A 23,976-nucleotide genomic window follows, 5' to 3' on the forward strand; every position below is an offset into this window, starting at 1 on the left:
TCTTCTGGCGGTGCTCCTCGCCCCGTGGGGCTGAGGCCGTATTCCGTGGGCGCGCTCTTCTCAAGGCCTGGGCTTTTTCGTTTTCTGAGACGGGATTCACGTGTGAATTCCCGGGCTTGGCGGTGTTCAGGCGTCGCGCGAGCCGTTCTTGAACTGCGCCGTTGACGTGAGGGCTCCCACTCACTTCTATCGCCCCACGCACCTCGCAAGGGAGTCGCCGTGGCGGGACAGACCGTTGAATTGACCCAGGAGAACTTCGAGCGCATCACCCAGGAGGCGGGGGTGTGCGTGGTGGACTTCTGGGCGGAGTGGTGTGGCCCCTGCCGTGGCTTCGCGCCGACCTTCGAGGCCGCCGCGAAGGAGTTCCCGAACATCACCTTCGGCAAGCTCGATACGGAGGCGCAGGAGGAGGTCTCCGGCCGGCTGGAGATTCGCTCCATTCCCACGCTGGTGGCCTTCAAGGATGGCGTCGAGGTCCGGCGCGCCTCGGGTGCCATGTCGGCTTCGGCGTTCGCGACCTGGCTGAGCATGCTGGACTCCGTGGACCTGGCCGTCGAGCAGCAGCGGGCCGCGAACCGCAAGCTGACGGAGGAGGGGACGCCGCCGCCTGGCATCCCGCCCCACGCGGAATGGGACGACGGCGACAAGGAGTGGTGCTTCGGCGACACTGACGAGGAGGGTGAGAAGCACGGCCCCTGGAAGTACTGGCGCGCCGACGGAACCCTCTGCAACGAGTGCATCTTCGTCCACGGCAAGCCCCACGGGCCCTTCAAGCGCTTTCATGAGAGCGGGGAGGTGTCCCAGGACGGGGCCTTCGAGCAGGGCAACCTGCACGGCCCGCGCACCTGGTACGCGTCCGACCAGTTCACCACCGAGCGGATGCATGAGATTGGCCTTAGCGAGAACGTCCGCCGCACGGTGATGGTCTACGCGCACGGCCGCGTGACGCAGGTGCTGCACTACAACGGCGCCGGTGAGCGCGTGGTGCCCTCCACCGGCGTGCCGTACCCCACGCGGCCCGCGAACCTCCCGGAGAAGGCCGAGTACCGAGAGGACCAGGACCAGTGGGCGTCCGTGTCGCTCAACGCGGACGGCGAGCGCCACGGGCTGTGCCGGTTCTGGGACCGGGAGGGACAGCTCCTCTGGGAGGGTGAATTCCGCGAGGGCAGCCGGCAAGGGCGCTACCACTCCCGCGCCGTGGACGAGTACGCGGACGCTCGGGTGCGGTTCGACGAAGGGGAGATGGAGGACGACTTCGCGTGCGGCACGTGGAAGCTGCTGGATGCGGAGGGCAACGCCGTCGCCACCCGGGACCTGGGCGTTGTCCAGGACCACGAGACACTGGATGCCTCGGAGGTGTTCTCGAACCTGCCAAGGAGCGCTGACGCGTGGCGCGCGTTCGCCGAGCAGGCTCGGGCGGACCGGCGGTACCGGGAGGCGCTGCTGGCCATGGCGCGTGCGAGCGCCGTGTCGCTGGATGCGGGCACGCTGAAGGCGTGGCTGGAGGCGCTCACCCTGCCTCGCGCGGAGGCGAGCGCTCGCGAGCATGCCGAAGGTGTGATGAACAGCGCGGGGGATGAGCGGGCGGCGCTGGCGGATGCGTTGATGCGTGGCGCGGAGGCAGCGACGTTGCTTCGGGGCTTCGCGGTGCTCCACGACCAGCAGGACCGGCCCCGGGCGGCGTTGGACTTCATCCTGGCCGCGATGCTGCTCGCGCCGGAGCGCTCGGCGTACCTGTTCACCCGGAGCCTCATCCTGGCGAACCTGGGGCTGGGCGAGCAGATGCGGAAGGACGCGGAGGCGCTGGCGCCGTCGGAGCCGGATTCGTGGAAGTTCCTCTCGGCCTATGGGCGGGTGCTGTTCCCGCGCTTCGAGTTCTGGCCGGGGCGTGAGCCTGTTCACTGCACGTTCGACGAGGTCCCCGACGGGCCCACGAAGGACCTGGACGCGGTGCAGGCGGTGGTCCGCAAGTACGCCACGCGGCTCCAGTTGCTGCGCGCGGAGATTCTCTCCCGCTTCAAGCCCGGCGCGAACGTGCCCTGGCTGCCGCCCGATGTGTCGGCCCTGCTGCCGGACGGGCCCGTCGAGCTGGAGCAGACGGAGGTCGAGGATGCGGAAGGTGACTCGGTGGATATCGACGAGACGCTGTCCTTGAAGGGGCTGGGGCTGCCGGCCCTGTCCCGAGCGGTCCGTGGGGACTGGAGCGCGCTGACCTGGCTCTTGTGGGCGTGCGGGGAGGATGCGCTTCGGATGCCGGATGCGCTGACGCCTCCGGCGGACTTCGGTCACGCGGCGGGGCAGGCCACGCAGCGGCTGTGGCAGTGCCGCAATCGGCGGACCCAAGGTCGCATCGACCCGGACCTGCCGACGTTTGATTTCGAAGGAGTTGCCCTCCAGGAGCTGCATCCCAACCTGGCGGGGATTGCCGAAGAGCAGTACGCGGAGACGCAGGCGATGTTCTTCTGGCTGACCGACGCGAACCATGTGTCGCCGTGGCAGAACAATCTGAGGGGGTAGTCATGAAGCGGATTCGTCAGACGATTGAAGTCGCCGAGCCCCTGTGGCGGGCGCTGGAGTTGATGAGCCGCGACATGGGGGTGGACCGGGATGCGCTGGTGGCGCAGGCCCTGTTCCAACTCGCGCGCCAGAACGGCTACGTGTCCCCCTCCGTGGTGTCGCTGGGCGGGGTGGTGGCGCCCGTGGCCCAGGCCGCTGCACCCGTGGCGGCGCGTCCCGTGGTGGAGGCTCCGAGCGGGGGCTCGCCTCCGGCTGTCCCGGCCGCGGCTGCTCTGTCCGTAGGCGCCTTCTCTGCGGACGACGTGACGGAGGAGCCCGCGACGGAGCCTCCTGGCGTCACCCCGGTTCCTCTGTCCGTGGCGCAGGTGAACTCGACCGAGCTGGTGCTCGCGCGGATGCAGGAGATTCTCGCGGAGGTCGAGGCCTCCGTGCAGCCGTCAGAGGGGCTGGCCGCCCAATCGGACGACTCCAATGATGAGGAGGCCGACGACTCTGATGCCGAGGAGTCCGATGACGCCGACGATGAGGAGTCCGACGAAGCCGATGATGAGGAGTCGGTTGAGGACTCGGGAGGCGATGAGTCCGCCGAAGACTCAGACGATTCGGAGTCCGAAGAAGCTGCGAACGATGAGGCCGAGGCACCGGCGAGCAGCGGCGTGAAGGGGGACGTGTCCAGTGACGACATTGCCGAGGAGCTTGCGGCACTGGGCATCGTGGAGGAGCCCGCGGAGGCTGCTCAGGCAGAGGCCCCCGTCGCGACGCCGATTGCGGCACGTCCACTGGTGGCGCGTCCTGTACCGAAGCTCCGGCCGCTTGGCGAAGCCGCGACGATTCTGGAGGACCAGTCGGCGGAGACCACCAACATCGTGAAGGCTCCCGCGCCGCTGGAGGTCTTCGTCCGGTGGGCGCAAGGCACGCCGGTGGCCGTCTCCACGGAGCGCTTCACGATTGGCCGAGGCCCTCGTTGCAGCCTTGTCGTGAAATCGGAGCGTGTCTCGCGTGAGCACGCTGTCGTGACGCGGGTGGGGGACGAGGTCTTCATCGAAGACCTGAACTCTTCGAATGGAACCTGGTTCAACAACGAGCGCATCACCCGGCAGCAGGTCTCGGACGGGGATGAGTACATGCTCGGTACGGAGGCTGTTTCCTTCACGATGCGTCCTGTGGGCAGTTGATTTCCACGGGAGTTGCGGCGTGCATTGCGCGGCGCGGAGACGGCTACGCAAGGAGTTGCATCAGGTCCGCACGCGTCATCGCGGTGGCCCCGGAGCCGCCACCGAGCGCGGCCTCGAACAGCTCCCGCTTCTTCGCCTGAAGCGTGAGGATCTTCTCCTCGACCGTTCCTTGAGACACCAGCCGGTACACCATGACGGGCCGCTGCTGCCCGATGCGGTGCGCGCGGTCCGCGGCCTGGGCTTCCACGGACGGGTTCCACCATGGGTCCACGAGGAAGACGTGGTCCGCCGCCGTGAGGTTGAGCCCCGTCGCTCCCGCCTTGAGGGAAATCAACATCACCGGTGGGCCCTTCGGGTCCTGGAAGGACGCCGCCACCGCGCCCCGGTTGGCCGTGCTGCCGTCCAACCGGATGAAGCCGATGCCCGCTTCCTGGAGCGCGGGCTCGATGAGGTCCAGCATCGACGTCCACTGTGAGAAGACGAGCGCCTTGTGCCCGTCCTCCACCGCCGTGCCCAGCGCCTCCACCAGGGCCTGCACTTTGGACGAAGTCTTGGCCTGTTGGCCCGGAACGAGCGCCGGATGGCACGCCGCCTGCCGCAGCCGCAACAGGGCTTCCAACGCCTTCAACACGCTGCCGCCCGCTTCGAGCTGTGACACCACCTCCTCGCGCGTCGCCGCGTAGACGGCGTCGTAGACGGCGCGCTCCCGCTCCGTGAGCGTCACGTGGCGCACGGCGTCCGTCCGGGGCGGCAGCTCCGGCGCCACGTCCCGCTTGAGCCTGCGCAGGATGAAGGGCCGGATGCGCGCCCGCAGCCGCTCCGCCGCGCCCTTGTGGTTGTCCGCCACGGGCCGCGCCCAGCGCTCCTCGAAGTCCTTCCGTCCGCCGAGCAAACCCTGGTTGGTGAAGTGCATCAGGCTCCAGAGCTCCTCCAGCCGGTTCTCGATGGGCGTGCCGCTCAGCGCCAGCTTGAAGTCCGCCTGCAAGCCATAGGCGGCCCGCGCCACCTGGCTGTCTGGATTCTTGATGGCCTGGGCTTCGTCCAGCACGACGGTGCTCCACTGCTTCGCGCCCAGGACCTCCGCGTCCAGGCGCATCAGGGCATACGTCGTCAGCGTCACGTCGGCCGCCTCATCCAGCGCGCGTCCGGGGCCGTGGTACACGGAGACCTTCAGCGAGGGACGGAAGCGCTTCACCTCCGCCTCCCAGTTGGGCAGCACGCTCGTGGGCGCCACCACCAGGGTGCCTGGGCCCAGCGCGCAGAGGGTCTGCAGCGTCTTGCCCAGGCCCATGTCGTCCGCGAGCACGCCGCCCAGCCCCGCCTGTCGCAGGAAGGTGAGCCAGCTCACGCCCTGGAGCTGATACGCGCGCAGCGTCGCCGTGAGGTCTTCCGGCAGTTGCGGCTCGGGCAGCTTCTCGAAGCCCTTCACCAGGGGCGCCAGCCGCTCCAGGCCCGGCGGGGAGGGGTGCTCCAGCGCTTCACACAGGCCCGTGAGCTGCGGAATGGCGTGGTTGGCGAGCCGGCCATCCCGGCCTCGCGCGGACAGCAGGTCCGCCACGCGCTGGCCATGGGACTTCAGCCACTCCGCGGGCAGGGGCGCCCAGCCGCCGCCCTCCAGCGGCACCAGCCCGATTCCTTCTTCCCAGGCGCGCATGACCGCCGCCGCATCCACCGTGCGAGGTGACTCCCGGTCCTCCCCCTCCACCTGGAAGTCGAACGAGAAGCCCACGTGCGGTACGCCCTCGGCGCCAGCGCCCGTGTCCACCTTCAGCACCGGGCGCAGCTGCACGTTCGGGTTCGTCACCACCGCCGCGCCATCCCCCGTGAGGCCCCCGCGCCAGCGCCGCAGCTTGTCGGCGAGCTGGACGGCCTCCTTGCCCTGCACCGTGACGCGCCGCCCGGGCGCCATGTTCAGCTCGTCGCGGAGCTGGTGGATGAGCAGCTGCTCGGCGGCTTCGTTGCGCACGGGCGCGGCGCCCTTCAGGTACACCATGCGTCCACTGTCGATACGCACGGTAGGCGGCGAGCCATACACCAGCGTCGGCAGCACCGAGAGGCCCGCGTCGAGCTGGTTCAGCTCCAGGGAGATGCGAGGCTTCAGTGTGCGGTCGATGGGCGGCAACCGCTGGCTGCGCACGTCCACCGGCATGCGCCGCGCGAGGTCCGGCAGCACCTTCCCCGTCAAATCTCCCATCTGGTGGGGGGCGAAGGCGCGCTCTTGCGGCAGCTTCTCCAACCAGGGCCCCGTGAGGGTCTGTTCCCCCAGGGGACAGAGCGTCCCGCTGCACAGCGCGAGGCCGGGGCTCACCACCTCGGTGACGCGCGGGTCCTTCTCCACCTTGAGCACCGTGTTCTCACCGCGGTCCTCCACGGTGACGCGGGGCATGAGGGGCTCGCTCGTCACCGATACCAACACGCCGTCGAAGAGCACGGTGCGCGCGGGCTCCAGGACGCGCAGCAGCGCGTTGAGCCGCTCGGGCGGCAGGGCGCCCCGGGTGGGCTTCAGCAGCAGCTTGTCCGCGAGCAAGTCGCACGGCTGCGTCTGGATGCGAGCGGCCTCCACGGGGTTGGTGAGCAGCGAGGCCAGGCTGCGCGCCAGCAGTCGCGCGGTGTTGTCCGGGCGCACCACCAGCCGCTCCAACTGGAGCCCGCCGTCCACGCGCTTGAACCGGTACACCATGCGCTCCGGCTTCGGCGCGCCAGCCGCGGGTGCGCCGGGCCTGGTGACGGCGTTCGCGCCCGGGCGCTGCGCGGGGGCTCGCCGTGCCGTGGCGTGCTGGTGGAGAATCAGCGCCGCCGCGACGACGTGCTCGCAGGGGTCCACCCGGCCGCGGCAGTCGCACTCCCAGATGGCTTCATCCAGGTAGAGCACCGTCTTCACGGGGGTGGGCCGGCTGGGGATGCGCACCCGCAGCACGGCCTCTTCCTCATCCACGGACTGCACCGAGACGGCGCCCGCGCGAGCGAGCCCCGTGCCGGCAGACCAGGTGTCCGGGCGCGCTTCCTCCCGGACGGCATCGAGCAGCTCCGCGGTCGCAGACATACGAGGCCTGCTTCCCTATCCCCATGCGGAGCCTCGTGCAACCCGGGCCTCGCTCCAGGTGCGGCGGGGTGTCAGGGTGTGTCCCTGGCCCTCAGGGCGCGGTCGTCGTGAGCGGAAAATCCGCGCGCGCCCAGGCCGTCTCGAAAGCGGCGCGGGTGCGAGCCGCTTCCTCCTGACGTCCCTGCGCTTCGAGCGCTTGCGTCAAGCCAAACAGGCCCCAGCCATTCTTCGGGTTACGCATCAGGTCCTCGCGGTAGACTGCCTCCGCCTCCTCGCTGCGCCCGGCCTCCAGCAGCGCGGCGCCCTGGTAATGGCGCACCGGATAGAACCAGTCCGCGGGCTCGGCGTAGGAGAGCCGGTCCGCGGCGTCGACGGCTTCCCGCCACAGCGTCAGGGCTTGGGGCCGGCCCTCGGCCTGGGCCACGCGGGCCTCCAACACACGCACCGCGACGCCCAGCACGTCCTTCGCGGTGTTGAGGTTCGCGGCCATCGTCGGAGGCACGGTGCGGGCCAGTTGCCGCAGCTCGGCCAGCTCCGCGCGGGCTTGTGGCACCTGCCCCGTGGCCGCCAGCGCCATGCCGTGCGCGTGGAGCCAGAGCCCTTCCTGGACGGGGTACTTCGAATCCGGGCGGGGCTCGGCGAGGAGGCGCTCCCAGTCCCCGAAGCGCACCATGGCGAAGAGCGGCTGGGCCACGAAGAAGTCCATGCCCGGCATCATCGTGAGCAGCTCCGGCGGGAAGTGTTTCGCCGAGTCCCGGGCCGCCTCCAGCGTCTCCTGCTTCCGCCCCTCCATGGACGCGGAGAACGCCAGGAAGCCGAAGTTGTGGGACGTGTACATGGGATAGACATGGCCGCGCGGCTTCGCCTGCTTCAGGTAGGCCAGGTCCGCCGCCGCCGCCTTCCGGTTGCTCTCCGAGGCATCCGCGTAGCGGCCCACGCGCTGATAGATGTGGGCCGGCATGTGGACGACGTGCCCCGCATTGGGCGCCAGCGCGCCCAGTCGGTCCGCGGAAGGCTCCGCCTTCTCTGGATGCGGCGAGGCCTCCACCGCGTGGATGTAATAGTGGTTCGCGCCCAGATGCAGGGGGTCCCTGGCGAGCACGGACTCCAGCGTGGCGACAATCTGCTCCGTGCCGGGAGCCGGCGCCCCGTCCAGCGACCACAGCTTCCAGGGGTTCCGGTCCATGAGCGCCTCGGCGTGGAGCGTCTGCACGTCCAGGTCCTCCGGGAAGCGCCTGGCCACGCCCGCCATGGCATTGGCATAGGCCTCGTTGAAGGGGGCCATCTTCTCCGGCGGCAGGGCCTCCGGGCCGGGATAACGCTGGACGAGCGCGGTGATGAGTGACTGCTCCACCGGCGTCGCGCGGGGGGCGAGTTGCCGAGCGCGCTGGAGGGCGTCCCAGGCGGCGGGCGCATTCTCCGCCAGCATGGGCATGTTGTAGTTGGGGCCCAGCACCAACGCGACGCCCCAGAAACACATGGCGCAGGTGGGGTCCAACTGCGTGGCTCGGGCGAACGAGCGCGCGGCCTCATCGTGGTTGAAGCCATACGCCAGCCGCAGGCCCTGGTTGAAGAAGGCCTGGGCCTGAGGGGAGGCCGTGGTGACCTGGCGTTCGTGCGTCCCCAGCCCGTCGAGCAGCAGCGCGCCGTCCGCCAGGGAATCCAGGGTCGGGGCCGAGTGCTCCGCGGCAGCGGCGGACGTGCCGGCGAGCGCCAGGGCCAACATCAAGACAAAGGGCAGGGGAGCACGCATCAGGGACCTCCGCGAAAATGTGCTCTTTCCTCAAGCTGGGGACGCGGTGAGGCACCGCCCACGGGGTGACATGGCGCGTCGCTCGCTCGAAGTGATGCTTGGCGAGCACATCGCTCACCGCGTGCCAATGAAGGTTGGGAACGGGCGCGCCGCGTAGTAGATTGCCGCCCGGCGCAAGCTCACTGCATCAGCGCGAGCGTCCGCTCAAGACCACCCATGAACGAAAGGTGTTCGAGGCTCCTGCCCCCACGGCTGGATTCCTCGCCGCGCCGCTTTTTTCATACCCCCTTCCGCGTAGCGCCCAGGGAGATTCCGCCGTGCCTCACGACACCACGCTCATCGCCACCATCGCCGTTGGACTCGGACTGGCCTTCGTCGGTGGGTTCGTCGCTCGCTGGCTGAAGCTGCCACCTTTGGTGGGCTATCTGCTGGCGGGCGTGGCCGTGGGGCCGTTCACGCCGGGCTTCGTCGCGGATGGGGGCCTCGCCGGGCAGCTGGCGGAGATTGGCGTCATCCTGTTGATGTTCGGCGTGGGGATTCACTTCTCCATCAAGGATCTGCTCGCCGTGCGCAACATCGCGGTGCCGGGCGCCATCGTGCAGATCGCCGCCGCCACCGTGATGGGGACCGCGGTCGCGCACTGGTGGGGTTGGAGCCTGGGCGCGGGCCTGGTGTTTGGCCTGGCGCTGTCCACCGCCAGCACCGTGGTGCTGCTGCGCGCCCTGGAGGAGCGGGGCGCCCTTGATTCGGTGAATGGCCGCATCGCGGTGGGCTGGCTGATTGTCGAGGACCTGGCGATGGTGCTCGCCCTGGTCCTCCTCCCCGCGCTGGGCAACGTCCTTGGCACCGCCGACACGCAGACGCCCGCGACGGCGGCCGATGGAGACGGCCTCGTCTGGACCCTGGCCGTCACGCTGGGGAAGGTCTGCCTCTTCGTGGTGGTGATGGTGGTCGCTGGCAAGCGGCTGGTGCCCTGGCTGCTGACCCAGGTGGCCAAGACGGGCTCCCGCGAGCTGTTCACGTTGTCGGTGCTGGCGGTGGCGCTGGGCATTGCCTTCGGGGCCGCCGCGCTCTTCGGCGTCTCCTTCGCGCTGGGCGCCTTCTTCGCGGGCGTGGTCGTCAGCGAGTCGGAGCTCAGCCACCGGGTGGCGGAGGATTCGCTCCCGCTCCAGGACGCGTTCGCGGTGCTGTTCTTCGTGTCGGTGGGGATGCTCTTCGACCCGATGGTGCTGGTGCGGCAGCCGCTCCAGGTCCTCGTCGTGCTGGGCATCATCGTCCTGGGCAAGTCGCTGGCCGCCTTCTTCATCGTGTTGGCGTTCCGCTACCCGGTGAACACCGCCCTCACGGTGTCCGCGAGCCTGGCGCAGATTGGGGAGTTCTCGTTCATCCTGGTGGGGCTGGGCGTCACGCTCGGGCTGCTGCCAAAGGAGGGGCAGAGCCTGGTGTTGTCGGGGGCGCTGCTGTCCATCACCCTCAACCCGCTCGTCTTCAAGGCCATTGATCCGCTGCTGGCGTGGCTGCGCCGACAGCCACGGTTCGCCGCGCGCATGGACCCCGAGGAGGACGAGCTGTCTGAGTTGCCCATTGGCATGGGGGACGTGCAACTGCGCGAGCACGCGGTGTTGATTGGCTACGGGCGCGTGGGCGGCGTGATTGGCCAGAGCCTGGCGGAGCGCAAGATTCCCTTCGTCGTCGTTGAACAGAACCGCGAGTACGTGGAGCGCCTGCGTGAGGAGGGTGTGCCCGCAATCTACGGGGACGCCGCGGTGCCCGGCATCCTGGAGCACGCGCACCTGGACACGGCGTCCATCCTCATCATCGCCACGCCGGACGCGCTGCAGGCTCGCGCCATCGTGGAGCAGGTGAAGGGCGTGAATCCGTCCCTCCCCGCGGTGGTGCGCACGCACGGCGACGAGGAGCGGGACTACCTGGAGTCGCTGGGCGTTGCCCGGGTGGTGATGGGCGAGCACGCGCTGGCGCGGAGCATGTTGGACTACGTGCTGGAGCGGCTGGCCGCGCTGAAGGCCCGGCCGCTGCTGCCGGCGCCCGCGGACGCCGTGATTCCTTGAGGCCCGCGGGAACTGGGGCGCTGTTCCCACTCGAGACATCGGGCGTGCAGGCGCCCCGCCCGGCGTGTGGTCGCTGACCGTCAGCCGCTGTCATTGACATTCCGTATGGGCTGCTTTCACCATCGGTTCCATGGTGAACAGCGAGAGTCGATTGTCGGCCGCAAAGCGAATGCTTGCGGTCTTGGCCCTGGTCCTTTCGGCGTGTGGTGGAGACACGTCCCCGGAGCCAGATGGCGGTGCGACGCCGGATGCGTCCATCCCCGCCGATGCTGGCGAACAGCCGGAGGATGGAGGCGCTGACGTCGATGCTGGCGCCGAGCCGGATGCGGGTGCCCAGCCCGATTCCGGGTCGGAGGGTGATGCAGGGACAGAGCCCGATGCGGGCACGGAGCCTGACGCGGGCACCGAGGCCGATGCGGGCACCGAGCCTGATGCTGGCACCGAGTCCGACGCAGGGACGGAGCCTGACGCGGGCACCGAGCCTGATGCGGGCTCGCTCGTCTGTGGTGACGGCGTGGTGCTGGGCTCGGAGCTGTGTGACGACGGCAACGTCGAGAGCGGCGATGGCTGCTCTGCCACCTGCCAGGACATTGAACCCGGGTGGACCTGTCCGGTCGCGGGTGGGCCCTGTTCCGCGGCCATGTGTGGTGATGGCGTCACCGCTGGTGCCGAGGAGTGCGAGGACGGAAACATCATCAATGGTGATGGCTGCGACTCCACGTGCCGACTGGAAGATGGCTGGCACTGCCCCGCGGTAGGCGCGCTTTGCTCGCGCACCGTCTGTGGTGACTTTCAGGTCCAGGGCACCGAGCATTGTGATGACGGCAATCACGACTTTGGTGACGGCTGTCTGCCCGACTGCAGACGCGAGCCGCGTTGCAGCGACGGCAGCTGCGAGGACGTTTGTGGCGACGGGGTGATCCTGCCGGGCAGCACGGAGGAGTGCGACGACGGCAACCTCCGCGCGAATGATGGCTGTTCGCCGGAGTGCAAGCTCGAGCCGGGCTTCGCCTGTGTGAGCATCGAGGAGGAGCCGCCCCAGGAGATTTCCTTCCCCATCGTCTACCGGGACTTCCGAGGGTACGACCTGCCAGCCGGGGAGGGGCTGCCGCGTGGACACATCGACTTCCAGAACAAGAGTGGCGTGGAGCGGGGCATCGTCCAGAGCGCGCTCGGCGTGGACGGAAAGCCCGTCTACGCGAAGGAGGGGCAGAGCTCCGCGACGACCCACGGCCGGACTGCGTTCGACCAGTGGTACCGCGACGCCCATGGGGTGAACCGCGCAGTGGTCTCTTCAATGACTCTGGCGCACACGGGCAATGGCGCCTACCGGTTCGAAGACCCGACTTTCTTCCCGCTGGATGCGCTGGGCTGGGTGGCCGCGGGATTCGAGCCGACGCGCCCCGGTTCCGATTCGGCACCGCGCAACTTCCACTTCACCAGCGAGACGCGCTCCTGGTTCGAATACAAGGGCACGGAAGTACTGTCGTTCCGCGGCGACGATGACGTGTGGGTGTTCATCAACGGCCGCCTGGCCTTGGACCTGGGCGGCATCCATGGGGCGGAGGCGGGAACCGTTACGCTCTCCGCTCGGGCCGAGGAGCTGGGGCTGGTGCCTGGCCGAATCTATGAGGTCGCCCTCTTCCAGGCAGAGCGCCACACGACGGGCTCTTCCTATCAGCTCACGCTCAACAGCTTCGGCACGCGCCGGACGGAGTGCCGCTCGCTCTGCGGAAACGCAATCATTGACGAGGGCGAGGCGTGTGATGACGGCGTGAACGACGGGGCCTACGGCGGATGCACGCCCGGATGCATGCTGGCGCCCCGTTGCGGCGACTCCGTCGTCCAGTACATCGAAGGAGAGGAGTGTGACGACGGCAACACCACCAGCCGCGACGGCTGCAGCGCGACCTGCATGCTGGAGCTGGGCTGAGGCGTCGTGACATGAAAAAGGCCGAGGCGCGGCAAGCGCCTCGGCCCGTGAGTCTCATCGCCGCGTCCGCCCGGATGGGGCGCGGCGTCAGGGCTACATGTTGCGCCGGTACTGCCCGCCCACCTCGTACAGCGCGCGGGAGAGCTGGCCGAGCGTGCAGACCTTACAGGCGTCCATCAGCGCGGCGAAGATGTTGCCGTTGTCCAGCGCCGCGCGGCGCACGGCCTCCAGGGCCTTGGGCGCCGTCGCCTCGTTCCGCTTCCAGAAGGCGTCGCGCGCGGTGATGGCGTAGTTCTTCTCCTCCGTCGTCGCGCGGATGACCTCGGGCGGCGTCACCGTCGGAGAGCCCTTGGGGTCCAGGAACGTGTTCACGCCGATGATGGGCAGCGTCCCGTCGTGCTTCAGCGTCTCGTAGTAGAGGGACTCTTCCTGAATCTTGGAGCGCTGGTACATGCGCTCCATGGCGCCCAGCACGCCGCCGCGCTCGGAGATGGCGCGGAACTCCGCCAGCACCGCCGCCTCCACCAGGTCGGTCAGCTCCTCGATGATGAACGCGCCCTGGCTGGGGTTTTCGTTCTTGGAGAGCCCGAACTCCTTGTTGATGACCAACTGGATGGCGAGCGCGCGGCGCACGCTCTCCTCGGTGGGCGTGGTGATGGCCTCGTCGTAGGCGTTGGTGTGCAACGAGTTGCAGTTGTCGTTGAGCGCGAGCAGCGCCTGCAGCGTGGTCCGGATGTCGTTGAATGCAATCTCCTGCGCGTGCAGGCTCCGGCCAGACGTCTGGATGTGGTACTTCAGCTTCTGCGAGCGGTCATTGCCGCCGTACTTGTCCCGGATGGCCTTGGCCCAGATGCGGCGCGCCACGCGGCCCAGCACGGCGTACTCCGGGTCCATCCCGTTCGAGAAGAAGAACGAGAGGTTGGGCGCGAAGTCGTCGATGTCCATGCCCCGCGACAGGTAGTACTCGACGAAGGTGAAGCCGTTGGCCAGGGTGAAGGCGAGCTGGGAGATGGGGTTCGCCCCGGCCTCCGCGATGTGGTAGCCCGAAATCGACACCGAGTAGAAGTTCCGCACCTTCTGGTCGATGAAGTACTGCTGGATGTCGCCCATCACCCGCAGGGCGAACTCGGTGGAGAAGATGCAGGTGTTCTGCGCCTGGTCCTCCTTCAGGATGTCCGCCTGCACGGTGCCGCGCACCGACTGGAGCGTCTTCGCGCGGATGCGCTCGTAGACGTCGCGCGGGAGCACCTCGTCGCCGGACACGCCGAGCAGCAGCAGGCCCAGCCCGTCGTTGCCCTGCGGCAGGTCCCCCTGGTAGCGGGGCCGTGGCAGGCCGCGCTCGCGGTAGAGGGCGTCCATCTTCTTTTCGACTTCGTCGACCTGGCCGTTCTCCCGGATCCACTTCTCGCACTGCTGGTCCACCGCGGCGTTGAGGAAGAACCCGAGCAGCATCGGCGCGGGGCCGTTGATGGTCATGGACACGGACGTGGACGGGTCCGCCAGGTCGAAGCCGGAGTAGAGCTTCTTCGCGTCGTCCACGTTGGCGATGGACACGCCCGAGTTGCCCACCTTGCCATAGATGTCCGGCCGGTGGTCCGGGTCCTCGCCATACAGCGTCACCGAGTCAAAGGCCGTGGACAGGCGCTTGGCGGGCAGGCCGCGCGACACGTAGTGGAAGCGCTTGTTGGTGCGCTCCGGGCCGCCCTCGCCAGCGAACATGCGCGCGGGGTCCTCGCCCTCGCGCTTGAGCGGGAAGACGCCCGCGGTGAAGGGGAAGGCGCCCGGGGCGTTCTCCCGCAGCAGCCAGATGAGGATGTCACCCCAGTCCTCATAACGGGGGAGGGCGATCTTGGGGATGCGCAGGTGGGAGAGCGTCTCCGCGTACAAGTCCAGCTCGATGACCTTGTCGCGGACCTGGAACTGGTACTTGGACGCGGCGTAGCGGCGCTTCGTCGCGGGCCACTCAGCCAGCAGCCGGCGGCAGTCGGCGTGGAGCCGCGACTCCAAGTCCTTGTACAGCTCCACCAGCTCGCTCAGGTAGGCGGGCTCGCCCTCGACGTGCTCGGTGACCTGCACCGTGTCCGAGGGGTCCTTGGGCTCGACGATCTCCAGGCGCTTCCTGCCCACGTTGGTGCGCAGCGCCTCGATGGTGCCGTGGAGCTGGTACATGCGCCGGGCGATGGCGGCCTGGGCCTTCACGAAGCCGTCGTAGGACTCACAGGCCTCGACGATCTCCGCCAGGTAGCGCGTGCGCTCGGGCGGGATGATCCACTTCTTCTCGCTCATCCCCGGCGTGAGCTCGAAGCCGGACTTCAGCGGCGCGCCCGTCTTCGCGGAGAGGGTGTCCATGAGCGCCCGGTAGAGTTGGTTCATCCCCGGGTCGTTGAACTGCGAGGCGATGGTGCCGTACACGGGCACCGCGTCATCGGCGGTGGTGAAGGCGTTGTGGTTGCGCTTCCACTGCTTGCGCACGTCGCGCAGCGCGTCCAGCGAGCCGCGCTTGTCGAACTTGTTGATGGCGATGACGTCCGCGAAGTCGAGCATGTCGATCTTCTCGAGCTGCGTCGCCGCGCCGTACTCGGCCGTCATCACGTAGAGCGCCACGTCGGAGTGCTCGGTGATTTCGGTGTCGGACTGGCCGATGCCGGAGGTCTCCACCACGATGAGGTCGAAGCCGGCGGCCTTGCAGATTTCGATGGAGTCGCCGACGTGCTTGGACAGGGCGAGGTTGCTCTGGCGGGTGGCCATCGAGCGCATGTACACGCGCGGGTTGTCGATGGCGTTCATCCGGATGCGGTCACCCAGCAGCGCGCCGCCGGACTTGCGCTTGGACGGGTCCACGGAGAGCACGGCGAGCGTCTTGTCCGGGAAGTCCGTCAGGAAGCGGCGCACCAGCTCATCCACAAGGCTGGACTTGCCCGCGCCGCCGGTGCCGGTGATGCCCAGGATGGGCACGCGCGGCCCCTTCGCCTGGATGTGCGACATGGCCTCGCGCAGCTCCGCGCCCTTCGAGGCGAAGTTCTCCGCGATGGTGATGAGCGGGGCAATCCGGGACGGGTCGCGCGGCGACGGCGTGTCGAGCAGGGGCGCGAAGTCCTCTGGCCGCTTCTCGAAGTCACACTGGGAGATGAGGTCGTCAATCATCCCCTGCAGGCCCATGGCCCGGCCGTCGTCCGGCGAGTAGATGCGCGTGACGCCGTAGCGGTGGAGCTCTTCAATCTCCGAGGGGAGGATGGTGCCGCCGCCGCCGCCGAAGACCTTGATGTTGGCCTTCCGCTCGCGCAGCAGGTCAATCATGTACTTGAAGAACTCGACGTGACCGCCCTGGTAGGACGTGATGGCGATGCCCTGCACGTCCTCCTGGATGGCGCAGTCGACAATCTCAGCCACCGAGCGGTTGTGCCCCAGGTGGATGATCTCCGCGCCCGAGGCCTGCATGAGGCGGCGCATCACGTTGATGGCGGCGTCATGCCCGTCGAACAGGGAGGCGGCCGTCACGATGCGGACGTGGAAACGAGGCTTGTAGGGCTGGGGAACGGGGGTCTGCTGGACGTTTCGCACGGCGCGTACAGTAAGAGCGCCGTTTACGTCGAGGCAAGGGATTGGAGCGCGACTGACCGCTCCACGACGCGGGCCGTCAGGCCCTCGTTTCAGGCAGGAACGCGCCCAGCACCCGCAGTGCGGCCGACGTCGGTGTCGCGCGCCCTTCGCGCACGTCCGCCTCCAGCGTGGGCACCAGCGCGGACACTTCGGGGTGCGCACGCAGGGCCGCTCGGAGGCCGTCCTGCACCATGGTCCACATCCACTGCACCTGCTGCGCCTTGCGGCGGCGCTCCAGCGCGCCCGAGGCCACGCTCCGCCCGAGCTGCGCCTCGATGGAGGTCCACAGCTTCTCGACGCCGCTGCCCTCCAGGGCGCTGCAGGTGGTGATCTCCGGCTCGGCGCCCGGCCGCATCAGGTGCAACGCGGCGCGTAGCTCGGAGCGGGCCCTTTCGGCGCGGGGCTTGTTGTCGCCGTCCGCCTTGTTGATGGCGAGCATGTCCGCCACCTCGAGGATGCCGCGCTTGATGCCCTGCAGCTCGTCTCCGGCGCCCGCCAGCATGAGCACCAGGTAGAAGTCCACCAGGTCGGCCACCACCGTCTCCGACTGGCCCACGCCCACCGTCTCCACCAACACGACGTCGAAGCCCGCCGCCTCGCACAAGAGCAGCGTCTCGCGCGTCTTGCGCGCCACGCCGCCCAGGGTGCCGCTGGAGGGGCTGGGGCGGATGTACGCGGCCTCTTCCCGCGCCAGCCGCGCCATGCGCGTCTTGTCACCCAGGATGCTGCCGCCGGACACGGTGCTGGACGGGTCGATGGCCAGCACCGCCACGCGCTTCCCGGCGTTCACCAGGTGCATGCCCAGCGCGTCGATGAAGGTGCTCTTGCCCACGCCCGGCACGCCGCTGATGCCCACGCGCCGGCTGCCCCCCGTGGCGGGGAGCAGCCGCGTGAGGACCTCCTGGGCGAGCGCGGCGTGGCGTGGCAGCTCGCTCTCCACCAGGGTGATGGCGCGCGCGAGCATGGCACGGTCGCCCGCGCGCACGCCGTCCACATACGCGTCCGCGGGCAGCAGCTTCACGCCTCTTCCTCCAGCGACGCGGCCAGCTTGTCGAGCAGCTCGATGGCCGCCTTGGAGATGACCGTGCCGGGGCCGAAGATGGCCGCGGCGCCCGCGGCGCGCAGCGCGTCGTAGTCCTGCGCGGGGATGACGCCGCCCACGACGACCATGATGTCCTCGCGGCCCAGCGCCTTGAGGGCCTGCTTGAGCTGCGGCACCAGCGTCAGGTGCCCAGCGGCGAGCGAGCTGGCGCCCACGACGTGCACGTCGTTCTCCACGGCCTGCCGCGCGGACTCCTCGGGCGTCTGGAACAGGGGGCCGATGTCCACGTCGAAGCCCAGGTCCGCGAACGCGGTGGCGATGACCTTCTGGCCGCGGTCGTGCCCGTCCTGGCCCATCTTCGCGATGAGGATGCGCGGCCGACGGCCGAAGCGCGCGAGGAACGCGTCCGCCTTCGCGCGCGCTTCGATGATGCCCTGGGCGTCCTTGCCCGCCTCGCTGGAGTACACACCTGACACGCTGCGCACCGTGGCCTCGTAGCGCCCGAACACCTTTTCGAGCGCGTCGCTGATTTCGCCCACCGTCGCCTTGGCGCGGGCCGCGTCGATGGCCAGCGCCAGCAGGTTGCCGTCGCCGCGCCGGCCCGCCTCGGTGAGCGCGTCCAGCTTGCGGCGGACATCGTCCGCGTTGCGCTCGGCGCGCAGCTCGCGCAGGCGCGCGATCTGCGCCTCGCGCACCGCCGAGTTGTCCACCTTGAGAATCTCGATGGAGTCCTCGCGCTCGGGCGGGTACTTGTTCACGCCGATGATGGCCTGGCGGCCGGAGTCGATGCGCGCCTGGGTGCGGGCCGCCGCCTCCTCGATGCGCAGCTTGGGCAGGCCGGCTTCGATGGCCTTCGTCATGCCGCCCAGCGCCTCCACCTCCTGGATGTGGGCCCACGCCTTGCGCGCCAGCTCGTGCGTGAGGCGCTCCACGTAGTAGCTGCCGCCCCACGGGTCGATGACGCGCGTGGTGCCGCTCTCCAACTGGAGATAGAGCTGGGTGTTGCGGGCGATGCGCGCGCTGAAGTCCGTGGGCAGCGCGATGGCTTCGTCCAGCGAGTTGGTGTGCAGGCTCTGCGTGTGGCCCTGGGTGGCGGCCATGGCCTCCACGCAGGTGCGCACGACGTTGTTGAAGACGTCCTGCGCGGTGAGGCTCCAGCCGGACGTCTGGCTGTGGGTGCGCAGCGCCAGGCTCTTGTCCGTCTTCGGGGAGAAGCCCTTGATGAGCTTCGCCCAGAGCAGGCGGGCGGCGCGCATCTTGGCCACTTCCATGAAGAAGTTCATGCCAATGGCCCAGAAGAAGGACAGGCGCGGCGCGAAGGCGTCCACGCCCAGGCCCGCCGCGAGCCCGGCGCGCACGTACTCCACGCCGTCCGCCAGCGTGTAGCCCAGCTCCAGGTCCTGCGTCGCCCCGGCTTCCTGCATGTGGTAGCCGCTGATGCTGATGCTGTTGAAGCGCGGCATCTTCTCCGCAGTGAAGCGGAAGATGTCGCCGATGATGCGCATCGATGGGCCGGGCGGGTAGATGTACGTGTTGCGGACCATGAACTCCTTGAGGATGTCGTTCTGGATGGTCCCGCTGAGCTGCTCGGGCCGCACGCCCTGCTCCTCGGCGGCGACCACGTAGAGCGCCAGCACCGGGAGCACGGCCCCGTTCATCGTCATGGACACGCTCATCTGGTCGAGCGGGATCCGGTCGAACAGGATGCGCATGTCCTTGATGGAGTCGATGGCCACGCCCGCCATGCCCACGTCACCCGCCACGCGAGGATGGTCGCTGTCGTAGCCCCGGTGCGTCGCGAGGTCGAAGGCGATGGACAGGCCCTTCTGCCCCGCCGCGAGGTTGCGGCGGTAGAAGGCGTTGGAGGCCTCGGCCGTGGAGAAGCCGGCGTACTGCCGCACCGTCCACGGCTGCTGCACGTACATGGTGGAGTAGGGGCCGCGCACGAAGGGCGGCAGGCCCGGCAGCGAGCCCAGGTGCTCCACGCCCTCCAAATCCTCGCGCGTGTACACCGGCTTGACGGGGATGCCCTCGGGCGTGTCCCAGCGCCCGGCGTCGCGCGTGGCCTCGGCGGCCTGACGCAGTTGCTGCTCGCGCGTGGGCGCGGCGGAGTGCGTTTCGGGGGCGTCGAAGTCGATGCCCGAGAAGTCCGGTACGTGGGGGCGCATCAGGCCACTCCGAGCTGCTGGTGCAGTGAGGACAAGAGCGAGAACAGATCCGCTCCCGCGTAGAAGAAGGCGTCCACGCCCGCCGCGCGGAAGGCGGCCTCGTGGTCACTGGGACGGCCCGCCACCGCCACCGCGCGCGCGCCCTTCGCCTTCAGCGCCGCCGTCAGCGCGGGCACCCAGTCGGGATACAGCGCGTCCGGTCCGGAGATGACGGCCAGCGTCGCGCCCGACGCCGCGAAGCGGGCCGCCGCGTCGGCGACGTCAGCGAAGCCGTGCGCGTCCACCGGCTCGATACCCCCCGTGGCCAGGACGTTGGCCGTCCAGGTGGAGCGGGTGGTGTGCTCCGCCACCGTGCCCAGGCTGGCCAGGAAGGCCTTCGGGCGCGCACCGTGCGCGGCGAGGTGGCGGTCGCTCGCGTCGCGCAGCGTCTCGAAGGGCTCGGCGGCGCGCACCGGGCGCAGGGGCAGGGGGCCCGACGTGTCGGGCGCAGTGGACGCCGCGGCGCGGGACTGCCGCTGGACGGGCGCTTCGCCCAGGTGGGGAAACTCACTCACGCCGACAATGGGCAGGCGGCGGGTGCGCACGGCCTTGTCGCGCGCCGCGCGCGTCTCCGCGAGCACGCGGGTCACGTCGCCGTTCGTGAGCGCCTGAGCCATGCCGCCCAGCGCCTCGATGCGCCGCAGCTCGGCCCACGCCGCGCGGGCGATGTCCTGCGTGAGCTGCTCCAGGTAGTAGCTGCCGCCCGCGGGGTCGGCGACGCGGTTGAGGCTCGACTCGTCGCGCAGGATGAGCTGCGTGTTGCGCGCCAGCCGGCGGGCGGATGCGTCGGGCGTGCCCAGGGCTTCGTCGAAGGGCGAGGTGCTGACGCTGTCCGCGCCACCGACGACGGCGGCGAAGGACTCCGCGGTGGCGCGGAGGATGTTCACCCACGGGTCCCGCTGCGTCTTCGTGGTGCTCGCGGTGCGCGCGTGCAGCGCCATGGCCTGGGCCTCCGGTGAGCCGCCACACGCCGCCACGGCCTTGGACCACAAGAGCCTCGCCGCGCGCAGCCGGGCAATCTCCGGGAAGAACTGTCCGCCAACTGACACCGCGAACTGGATGGAGCGCGCCGCGACGTCGGGGGAGACGCCCGCGCGCTCCAACCCGCGCAGGTACGCCACGCCCGTGGCGATGGCCCACGCCAGCTCGTGCACCGCCGTGGCGCCCGCGTCCGCGTAGGCCCGCGTGGACACGAGCAGCACCCGGAGGCCGGACGCGGCTTCACGCAGCGAGGTGACCAGCGGCGCGGCCTGGGACAGCGTCGCGTCCAGCCCCGCGGGCAGCGCGCCGGTGCGAGCCAGGACGCCGAGCGGATCCACGCCGAGGCTGCCCTTCAGCGCCGCGCGGGACACCCCCGCCTGCTCCGCGACGTGGAGCAGGTGCTGGGCGGAGGCGAGCGGGTCAGACCCGGGCTCCAGGTAGACGGGGGTCGTATCCAGCGGCGCATGGGCGAGCAGCCGCCGCAGCGCCTCTGCATCCGGTACGCGGACGCCGTGCGGGTCGCCCAGGTGGAGCCACACGCCCCAGCCGCCGCGCTCGAGGTCCGTGCGGATGGCCTCGGCGGCCTGTGACACGTCCGGCTCGCTGTACTCCTGGCACACCACCCATCCACCCTCGGTGAGGCCCAGGGCCTGGGTGCCGCGCACGTAGGGGGCCACGCCAGGCGGTTCGGGCGGCGAGGCAGCGGCGTCCTGCTGCGTGTACAGCGGCTGGAGCGACAGGCCGCCTTCCAGCTGCGATTGGAGCGCGGTGAAGGGCTTGCCCTTCAAATCCTTGTCCACGAGCCGGCGCCAGTCTTCCACCGACGGGGCCGGGAACTCCGAGGCGATATGGAGAGGCTCTTGAGCCATGCTGCGTCCTCGCGGGAGGGGAGTGGCCCCGACCCATAGGCGCAATGGACCGGCGGGGCAATGGGCTTGGAGGGGCTGCCTCAGTCTTCCGAAGGGACGTCCTGTCCCTTGAAGCCCCAGTCCTCCAGCACTTTGGCTTCATCCACTGCGTTCTTTGTCTTCTTGAAGCGGGCGCCGGACACCCCTTTTACCCGGCGCTCGCAGGCGGCCCAGGTGGCGTGGCGCTTCACGGCGCTGCCCACCTGGCTCAGGTAGGAGTACGCCTTGGCCGAGGCCTCGCGCTGCTCCTTGGGCTTCTCCGGTGGCAGGGACATGTCCTCCGGCAGCTCATGCACCGCCACGCCGTAGCCCTGGAGCGGGCCGGTGTAGAGCCGCGCGTCGCGCCCCTTCGAATAGGCCACGGCGATGGCGTCCACGCGCTCGTTGCCGGGGACGCCCACGTGGCCCCGGATGTAGAACCACGCCACGGCGGCGGCCTCGGCGGCGTGGTGCTCCTTGCGCTGCGCCAGGAGCGCCATCAGCCGCTTCCAATAGACGGCGTTGGCGACCTCGCCGCCCTCCGCCGTCTTCCACCCGCGCCGGCTCCAGCCGAACGCCCATTTGGTGGCGCCCTGAATCACATACGTGGAGTCCGTGTGGACGTGGATGGGACCCGGCGTGCGCTCCAGGTGGCGCAGGGCCTTGCCCACGGCCGTCAGCTCCATCCGGTTGTTGGTGGTCTCCGGCTCGTGGCCGCCCAGCTCCGTCACCAGTCCGTCGGGCGTGACGATGAGGCTCCCCCAACCACCCGGGCCGGGGTTTCCTGAACAGGCGCCATCAGCGAAGACAAGGGTCGGGCGGTGCTCCATGTCGGCACCCTATTCGGCGCGAAGTGCCGCCGCCAGGACAGCGGTGGCCGCGCGCTCAGTGCATGGCACTCGGGGAGGGGCCCGGCCGGACGCGCGCGAAGGCGGCGCGAACGGCTTCTTCCGGCTGGGCGCCGTTCAGCAGCAGCACGGGCCCCTTGCCCGCGAGCCGCATGGCCGGGACGCCGCGGATGCCCAGTCGTTGGGCCTCCTCCTCGTCCGCGAGCACGCGCGCGGTGTACCGGCTCGCCTCCAGTGCGCGGGTCATGGACTCGCGGTCCAGGCCCACGTCCTCCGCCAGGTCCCCCAGCACGCCCAGGTCTCCGATGTCCCGGCCGTCCTTGAAGAAGGCGCGGAAGAGGGCCTCATGGAACGCGGAGAAGGACCCGGTGTCCTTGGCGAACTCCGCGGCTTCGAGCGCCAGCCGGCTCCTCGGCTGAAGCGGCGGCGGCTGCATCTTCAAGCCCCGCTGCTCGGCCATCGGGTAGACGGCGCGGGGCCAGGCCGACCGCGGCAGCTCGCTCATCGGGGCGAGGGGGCGCACGGACGCCGGGCGCAGCTCGAACGCGCGCCAGTGGATGTCGAGCGCCGCGCCCAGCCGGGCGTGCAGCTGCTCGAGGACGGGGAGCTCGAGGTAGCAGAAGGGGCAGACGTAATCGCTCCAGACGTCGAGGCGGACCGGCGTGTCCGATGGGGCCATGGGCGAGGCTCCTTGCGGTCCCCGGCAAGGGACATCCCCTGATGCTGGCCATCCTCGTGCGGGCACGGGAGCCGGTGACGCCAGCCCTCCCGGACTCCGGCCGGGCGTGCGGGCCCGATGCCGCGTGGCTCAGTGCGTGGCAGAGAGGGGCGCGAGTTCCTTGATGAGGGACGCCATCAACGCGGGCACGGTCCGGTGCCGAAGGTTGGGCGTGGCCTGGCCTGCCCAGAGCGACACGAGGTCCGTGCGGCCCGCCTTGACCGCCGCGGGCTTGAGCTTCGACAGGAACCAGCTCTGGATGGGGAAGGGCGCGAGCGCCTCCTGCTGAGCGGCCAGCTCGTCTGTCCAGCGATTGCGCATGCCTCGCGCCAGCCGGCCCGTGAAGGCCCGCGTCAAGGTGGTGTGCTTCGCGCGGTCGCTGAAGAGCAGCTCGCGGTGGGTGTCCGTCGCTCCCGACTCCTCACAGGCGAGGAACGCCGTCCCCAGTTGCGCGGCCTGGGCCCCCAGCGTGAGCGCGGCGCGGAGGCCTCGGCCATCCGCGATGCCACCCGCCGCGATGACGGGCGCCTTCACCCGGTCGGCCACGAGCGGCGTGAGGGCCAGCGTTCCCATCAGCGAGTCCTCGGCGCGCGCGAGGAAGGAAGGACGGTGGCCGCCGGCCTCGAAGCCCGTCGCCACGATGAGGTCGACACCGGCCGCGTCCAGGGCCTCGGCTTCGGCCAGCGTGGTGGCCGCGCCAGAGGTGAGGATGCCTCTGCGCCGGCACTCCGCCAGGATGGAGGCAGAGGGCACGCCGAACACGAAGCTGAAGACAGGCGGCCGTGCTTCGAGCAGCGCCTCCACCTGGTCCTCGAAGCGATGGTGAAAGCGCTCGGGCATGGCCGGCTTCTCCACGCCGAGCTCGCGGTAGTACGGCTCGAAGAGGCGGTACACGCGGTCGAACGCCTCCGGGCTGAGCGCGTCCCCGCCCGCGTCATGGTCGGAGACCCAGAGGTTGAGCGCGAAGGGCTTGTCCGTCAGCGCCCGAATCCGGTCCGCCACGCGGCCGAGCTCCTCCGGGGGGAGCTGATAGGCCCCATAGGAGCCCAGCCCTCCGAGGTTTGACACCGCCGCCGCGAGGCGCTCGGTGGAGAGCCCGCCTCCAAAGGGGCCCTGGATGATGGGGTGGTGGATGCCCAGCTTCTGGAGGGCTTCGTTCGGTCGGTGCGGGCTCATCGCGGCTCCTTGGGTCGGCAATGGCGG

The 23,976-nt window shown here is 69.8% G+C and carries 13 protein-coding genes; 4 read left to right on the forward strand and 9 right to left on the reverse strand.

Annotated features, from left to right (window positions below):
- Positions 1-219 precede the first annotated feature (219 nt).
- Both HV826_RS05465 and HV826_RS05470 read left to right on the forward strand, forming a co-directional pair.
- Positions 220-2,517: a thioredoxin domain-containing protein gene (locus HV826_RS05465; protein WP_176415943.1), complete on the forward strand. Its 2,298-nt coding sequence runs from the start codon at positions 220-222 to the stop codon at positions 2,515-2,517.
- A 2-nt stretch (positions 2,518-2,519) separates the two neighbouring features.
- Positions 2,520-3,692, forward strand: a complete 1,173-nt coding sequence (locus tag HV826_RS05470; protein ID WP_176415944.1) for an FHA domain-containing protein — start codon at positions 2,520-2,522, stop codon at positions 3,690-3,692.
- 43 nt (positions 3,693-3,735) lie between these two features.
- On the opposite strand, the gene HV826_RS05475 is transcribed toward HV826_RS05470, so the two are convergent.
- Both HV826_RS05475 and HV826_RS05480 read right to left on the reverse strand, forming a co-directional pair.
- Positions 3,736-6,735: a DEAD/DEAH box helicase gene (locus HV826_RS05475; protein ID WP_176415945.1), complete on the reverse strand. Its 3,000-nt coding sequence runs from the start codon at positions 6,733-6,735 to the stop codon at positions 3,736-3,738.
- A 91-nt stretch (positions 6,736-6,826) separates the two neighbouring features.
- Positions 6,827-8,488 (reverse strand): hypothetical protein, encoded by a 1,662-nt coding sequence (locus tag HV826_RS05480; protein WP_255217052.1) that lies wholly within the window; start codon positions 8,486-8,488, stop codon positions 6,827-6,829.
- Positions 8,489-8,805: 317 nt separating this feature from the next.
- On the opposite strand from HV826_RS05480, the gene ybaL reads away from it, so the two are divergent.
- Both ybaL and HV826_RS05490 read left to right on the forward strand, forming a co-directional pair.
- A complete protein-coding gene (gene ybaL, locus HV826_RS05485) occupies positions 8,806-10,557 on the forward strand; it encodes a YbaL family putative K(+) efflux transporter (protein ID WP_176415946.1) in 1,752 nt (583 codons plus the stop codon).
- Between the two features lie 130 nt (positions 10,558-10,687).
- The gene (locus HV826_RS05490) at positions 10,688-12,490 is read left to right on the forward strand and encodes a DUF4215 domain-containing protein (RefSeq protein ID WP_176415947.1); all 1,803 of its coding nucleotides are present in this window, start codon (positions 10,688-10,690) and stop codon (positions 12,488-12,490) included.
- A 93-nt stretch (positions 12,491-12,583) separates the two neighbouring features.
- Here HV826_RS05490 and HV826_RS05495 read toward each other — a convergent pair whose 3' ends face one another.
- The 7 genes from HV826_RS05495 to HV826_RS05525 form a co-directional block, all read right to left on the reverse strand.
- On the reverse strand, positions 12,584-16,051 hold the full coding sequence (locus tag HV826_RS05495; RefSeq protein WP_176415948.1) for a methylmalonyl-CoA mutase family protein: 3,468 nt from the start codon (positions 16,049-16,051) through the stop codon (positions 12,584-12,586).
- 76 nt (positions 16,052-16,127) lie between these two features.
- A complete protein-coding gene (gene meaB / locus HV826_RS05500) occupies positions 16,128-17,111 on the reverse strand; it encodes a methylmalonyl Co-A mutase-associated GTPase MeaB (RefSeq protein ID WP_176415949.1) in 984 nt (327 codons plus the stop codon).
- Positions 17,108-19,300: a methylmalonyl-CoA mutase gene (gene scpA, locus HV826_RS05505; protein ID WP_176415950.1), complete on the reverse strand. Its 2,193-nt coding sequence runs from the start codon at positions 19,298-19,300 to the stop codon at positions 17,108-17,110. The genes meaB and scpA overlap by 4 nt, the downstream gene beginning before the upstream one ends.
- Positions 19,300-21,189 carry a methylmalonyl-CoA mutase family protein gene (locus tag HV826_RS05510; protein WP_176415951.1) on the reverse strand — a complete coding sequence of 630 codons (1,890 nt, stop codon included), beginning with the start codon at positions 21,187-21,189 and terminating at the stop codon, positions 19,300-19,302. The genes scpA and HV826_RS05510 overlap by 1 nt, the downstream gene beginning before the upstream one ends.
- 80 nt (positions 21,190-21,269) lie before the next feature.
- Positions 21,270-22,037, reverse strand: coding sequence for an RNase H family protein (locus HV826_RS05515; RefSeq protein ID WP_176415952.1), 768 nt, complete (start codon positions 22,035-22,037; stop codon positions 21,270-21,272).
- A gap of 55 nt (positions 22,038-22,092) precedes the next feature.
- The gene (locus HV826_RS05520) at positions 22,093-22,734 is read right to left on the reverse strand and encodes a DsbA family protein (protein WP_176415953.1); all 642 of its coding nucleotides are present in this window, start codon (positions 22,732-22,734) and stop codon (positions 22,093-22,095) included.
- 129 nt (positions 22,735-22,863) lie between these two features.
- Positions 22,864-23,949: a nitronate monooxygenase family protein gene (locus tag HV826_RS05525; RefSeq protein WP_176415954.1), complete on the reverse strand. Its 1,086-nt coding sequence runs from the start codon at positions 23,947-23,949 to the stop codon at positions 22,864-22,866.
- Positions 23,950-23,976: the final 27 nt, after the last annotated feature.

It is taken from the genome of Myxococcus sp. AM010, assembly GCF_013372585.1.
In the GTDB taxonomy this organism is placed as follows: domain Bacteria; phylum Myxococcota; class Myxococcia; order Myxococcales; family Myxococcaceae; genus Myxococcus; species Myxococcus vastator.

Coding starts and splice junctions, on each gene's coding strand:
- HV826_RS05470 (WP_176415944.1), top strand. CDS start 2,520: ATGAAGCGGATTCGTCAGACGATTGAAGTCGCCGAGCCCCTGTGGCGG.
- HV826_RS05475 (WP_176415945.1), bottom strand. CDS start 6,735: ATGTCTGCGACCGCGGAGCTGCTCGATGCCGTCCGGGAGGAAGCGCGC.
- HV826_RS05480 (WP_255217052.1), bottom strand. CDS start 8,488: ATGCGTGCTCCCCTGCCCTTTGTCTTGATGTTGGCCCTGGCGCTCGCC.
- HV826_RS05490 (WP_176415947.1), top strand. CDS start 10,688: ATGGTGAACAGCGAGAGTCGATTGTCGGCCGCAAAGCGAATGCTTGCG.
- scpA (WP_176415950.1), bottom strand. CDS start 19,300: ATGCGCCCCCACGTACCGGACTTCTCGGGCATCGACTTCGACGCCCCC.
- HV826_RS05510 (WP_176415951.1), bottom strand. CDS start 21,189: ATGGCTCAAGAGCCTCTCCATATCGCCTCGGAGTTCCCGGCCCCGTCG.
- HV826_RS05515 (WP_176415952.1), bottom strand. CDS start 22,037: ATGGAGCACCGCCCGACCCTTGTCTTCGCTGATGGCGCCTGTTCAGGA.
- HV826_RS05520 (WP_176415953.1), bottom strand. CDS start 22,734: ATGGCCCCATCGGACACGCCGGTCCGCCTCGACGTCTGGAGCGATTAC.
- HV826_RS05525 (WP_176415954.1), bottom strand. CDS start 23,949: ATGAGCCCGCACCGACCGAACGAAGCCCTCCAGAAGCTGGGCATCCAC.